Source organism: Methanospirillum sp. (assembly GCF_028679455.1).
GTDB lineage: Archaea > Halobacteriota > Methanomicrobia > Methanomicrobiales > Methanospirillaceae > Methanospirillum.
Genome location: NZ_JAJRBM010000147.1, coordinates 1 through 4936 on the forward strand (window position 1 = coordinate 1; position 4936 = coordinate 4936).

3 protein-coding genes are annotated in these 4936 nt (G+C 46.1%); all 3 read right to left on the bottom strand.

Features of this window, described 5'->3' with window-relative positions:
* A partial coding sequence (locus tag LUQ50_RS04975; RefSeq protein WP_300037085.1) for a hypothetical protein occupies positions 1-331 on the bottom strand: 331 nt, incomplete at its 3' end.
* Positions 332-551: 220 nt separating this feature from the next.
* Complete coding sequence (locus LUQ50_RS04980) at positions 552-2285, bottom strand: sigma-54-dependent Fis family transcriptional regulator (RefSeq protein WP_300037088.1); 1734 nt, start codon at positions 2283-2285, stop codon at positions 552-554.
* Between the two features lie 239 nt (positions 2286-2524).
* Positions 2525-4936: PAS domain S-box protein (locus LUQ50_RS04985; protein ID WP_300037091.1), on the bottom strand; the 2412-nt coding region annotated here is incomplete at its 5' end.

The following is a 4936-nucleotide window of genomic DNA, read 5'->3' on the forward strand; positions in this document are numbered from 1 at the left end:
CATGAGTGATGAACATGACGGTAAGAAGATCAATCAGGCTTTGAACTGAGATCTTGCCGAGGATGGTTCCCAGAACATCGCCTTTATAGATAACGATATATGTCGGGGTCCCTGGTATTCCAAATTTATTCCTAAAGTAAGGGAACATATCATCTAAAGCATAGTAAACATTCATCTCCCCGTAAAAATATCTTGCGATAGATTCCAGTTTAATTACATTTTCCTTAATATCCTTATCGTTCCAGATACAGGCAATAAATACCGGGAGATAACTCCCAGCAATAGAATCGATGAAATCATGGTCATGTGATGGGAGTACCCTTGTTAACATATATAATTTCCCTTAATTTATGAACCTAAATTTTCTCATGGAGTAATCAGAGACAAAATACATGCCAGGTGAGACCGAAAAATGATAATGGGCAATATGATGATTATTATTAATTGATTATGAAACATTTCATGGATTACATATGTGTGATTAACGTGTAAAATATGTAATGAATTGCAGATGGCTTTTGTCGGGATATTGTAAATAATTTACATTTGCTCTATCCTGTTACGATGTTGTAATTCTTCATTTTCTGGTAAAGATTCGGGCGGCTGATCCCGAGAGCTTGTGCCGTTTTCACTTTATTCCAGCCATTCTTTTCTAGCGCATTGAGTATATCGTCCTTATTTAACTTCGATTTTTTTATTACTATCGTACTGTTTCTATATGGTTGGGCAATTGGATGTACTTTGAACTCATGGGGCAAGTTGTCAACCCGAATAACAGATTCCTCACACAAGACAAAGGCATGTTCCAGAACATGTAGTAATTCTCTAATATTGCCAGGCCAATCGTATTCCATGAAAATATGTTCAACCTCTTGCGCAATACCAGTGATATGCTTATTGAACAGGTTATTGAAAAACGAGATGTAATGATCCACGAGAAGAGGTATGTCATCCCGCCGTTCTTTCAGGGAAGGCATATGGATCTCCACAACCTTGAGACGGTAATAGAGATCTTCCCGGAACTCCCCCAGACTCACCTTCTCCCTCAAGTCCTTGTTGGTGGCCGTTATGATTCTCGCGTCCATCTTGATAGTGGCGGAATCCCCAACCCGCTCGAACTCTTTTGTCTCAAGTACTCTCAGAAGCTTGAGTTGTATTCTTGGCGAAATATCTCCTATCTCGTCAAGAAATATAGTCCCATGGTTGGCAAGTTGGAAACGCCCGGTCTTATCCGCCACAGCACCGGTAAAGGCACCTTTCACATGCCCGAAGAGCTCGCTTTCAAGGAGATTGTCGGAGAGCGCAGAGCAATTTACCGCAACAAACGGTTTGTCTGCACGGGCGCCTGACTGGTAAATTTCTCTGGCCACGAGTTCCTTGCCTGTACCGCTTGGACCGGTAATAAGAACTGTTGTCTCAATATCCTTCAGATGCTCGATCAGGTTAAAGATGCCCTGGATCTTCTTGCTCTTGCCCACAATGCTGCCGGACTGACGTCTTCCCATCAGTTCTTTCTCAAGATGCAGGATGCGCGTGATGTCTCTGATAGTCATAACAGAGCCGATCCGGTTTTCTTTTCGATCCTTTAACGGGGAGATATTCAGCATGACTATCTGCTGTGGTCTCTGTGCATGATCGCATTCTATCCTGTACTCATTGATGGATGCGCCTGTCGTCAATGAGTTCTGGAGGGTGGTCCAGCACTTGAGATTGCAGTTCCGCACCAGCTCCATGGGATTCTGCCCGAACTTGTATGCGGGTGTAAACGAACAGGTCTCGGTGAAAGCGTCATTGTAGTGAAGGATGTTCATGTACGGGTCAACGGATATAATGGCTTCCTTCACACTCATAAATATGGCTTCAAGATGGGAACGGTACTCGTCAAGCTCATTTTCGATGAGGGCCCTCTCATCAAGAAGGGCTTTATGCTGTATTGCGTGTTTGGTTACCCGGATAAGCGTATCCTTGTGGATAGGCTTGGGCAGATAATCAAAGGCCCCGATTCTTAACGAATCGGCAGCGTTATCGATATTGGGTTCCCCGGTAATCATGATCACGGGTGAGCGAAGCCCTCTCCTCTTGATCTCTTTGAGGATGTCGATACCCGAGAACCTGTCAAGAAAAATATCTGAGAAGATGGCATGAAAACTTTTTGTATCGATCAGATCGAAAGCGGTTTTGAAATCTTTTGCGATGCTTACCTGGAAGCCTTCTGAATTCAGGATCACCTTGAAGGCGGAACATACACTCTCATCATCGTCAATGACAAGTATCTCTGGTTTCAAAGCCATTCCCTTTGCTCCTTTTTGACATCGTGATTGAATCGAATGACCTCGACTAGGGTTTTAGTAGATATTGTAAGACATTACAATATAAAGATGTTAAGATTCTAAATCGTTTGAAGTAACCCTACCCTGAGCCTGCCCATGGGTATCCTGAAAATCCTTTATAGAAAAGAATATATAAAAGAAGGCCTCGCCCCATCTGGATGAACGCTACCCAGGTGGTGAGATCCATGATCTTGTCATTTCGGAATATTCAAAACCTTCTGAATTGCCGTTGCAATGATCCTCCGGGAAAATGGCTTATGGATAAACCCTTTGATCCCCAGAGAAGCTGCTCTCTGGGGATCAAGCATATCGCTGTAACCAGTCATGACTATGATAGCCATATCCTGTCTGATCTTCAGTATCTCCAAGGCAAGCTGATCGCCTCTCATTTCCGGCATGGTCTGATCTGTAATCACGACATCAAACCCGCCAGGATCATTGCAGAATGCTTTGAAAGCCTCGGTGCTCGAGGTGTAGCTGCTCGTTGGATAGCCGATTTCCTCAAGCATGACCTTACCGAATTCGGCAATGGCGACTTCATCGTCCACCAGAAGGATCCTCTCACCGTTGCCTTCCGTTATTAAATCCAGGTCATTTGCATGATCAACAGGATCGATACCGAACCGGGGGAGTAATACTTTGAAAACGCTTCCTGACCCCGGGGTGCTTGACACTAAAATTTCCCCCCCGAGGTCCTTCACTATTCCATGAACAATAGCAAGCCCGAGTCCTGTCCCGAGCCCCTTTTCCTTTGTGGTAAAGAACGGGTCGAAGATACGATGCATAATGGCATCATCCATCCCACACCCCGTGTCTCTTACCTCAAACTTTACATAGGCTCCTGCCGCCAGGTCGTGAGGGACAAAAGATATCTCATTTTCGAGCAGCACCTGGTTTAAAGAAATAGTAAGAGTTCCACCTGTATTCAGCATGGCATGGTATGCATTGATGCAGAGATTCATGACCACCTGGTGGATTTGAGTGGGATCTGCAAGGATGAAACCGGAATCGGCGCCGATATCCTGCTCGATATGAATCGTGGACGGGATGGAAGATCTCAGGAGTTTTATGACTTCCTTAACGATGAGATGCATGGCAAGAGGTTTTGGCTTAACATCCACCTGCCTGCTGAAGGTGAGTATCTGCTTTACCAGATCCTTGGCCCGCTCGCTTGCCTTGAGCACCTCGTCTATTTTATCACGGGTCTCGCTGCCCGAGGGAAGCTCATCCCTCGCCACCTCGGAAAATCCGATAATAGCAGAGAGGATGTTATTGAAATCATGGGCTATCCCACCTGCCAGGGTCCCAATTGCCTCAATCTTCTGAGACCTCTTCATGTGTTCCTCGTACAGTTCCATCTGTTCTTCAGCACGCTTCCTGGCGTTGATGTCGCGTGTCATCCCAAGAAGACCGATTGGGCTTCCTTCCTCATCGACGAGGAAGCTTATGGTCGACTCGGTCCAGATGACTTCTCCACTCCTGATTATCTGCTGCAACTCGAGAGACCATGTTCGAGAGAGGAGGGATGGGTCATGCGCCCCGGCAAGTTCCATTCCCTCGGCAAAGATCTCCTCCATCCCCTTGTGGCTTTCATCCCTGGTGTATGAACGCCAAGGAGTCCCGATGATTTCCTCAGGTCTGTATCCGCATATACGCTCTATGGAAGGGCTCACATAGACGAAATGAAGCGCCAGATCCGAAATCCAGATAATATCGTGGATGTTTTCCTCGAGAAATCGGTATCTGCCCTCGCTTGCACGGAGCGCCTCCTCTGCCAGTTTTCGATCTGAAATATCCTGAAGGGAAGCGATGTTCGAGTTCGTTCCCGGTATGACAGCTTTTGTGATGAGGACATATTTTCTCTTTTCCGCCTTGTCCATTATGTATGATTCGTTGTTCCCGCTGATGATATTCTCTTCAGGTTGATTCTTCTCCCGGGAGACAAAGTCCACCCACTTCATCTTCCCTTCCACCTCGTTTCGTGAATACCCTGAAAGGGCCTCGAACTGAGAGTTCACCAGGGAGATGGTGGAGTCTTCTCCCATGATAATCATGGCAGTTCCGGTATTCTCGAAGATCGTTCTATAGCGCTCTTCACTCAGTTTCAGGACCTTCTCGGTCGCCTTCCGGTCTGATATATCGCGGATCGTTTCAATGGCGCCGATGATGTTTCCCTTTCTGCTGAAAATCCGACTCGCTTTTCCCCATATTATAAACTGCTTTTCCAGCATCTCCCCTTCTGCAATAAGGAGGTTCTCTTCTTTCTTGATAACTTTATAAAACTTTTCATCCTCTTCACTCGGGTTCAGGCATAAATCCACCAGAATAGGGCGGCGTTTACCGTATAAGGGGATTGCATGCTCGTAATCCGATTTTCCCATCATTTCGGAAGCCCGAACCCCCGTCAGTTCTTCCATAGCTCTATTCCAGACAATGATTTTTCCGTCCAAGTCGAGGGCGATGGTAGGGTCCGGGAGAAAATCAATGATCTGGGAAAGCATGTGCTCCGATTCCTTAAGCCCATCCTCGGCATGCTTCCGTTCAGTGATGTCGGAATTTGTTCCTTCGAAATACAAAATATTCCCCTCGGTATCACGGACCGCATG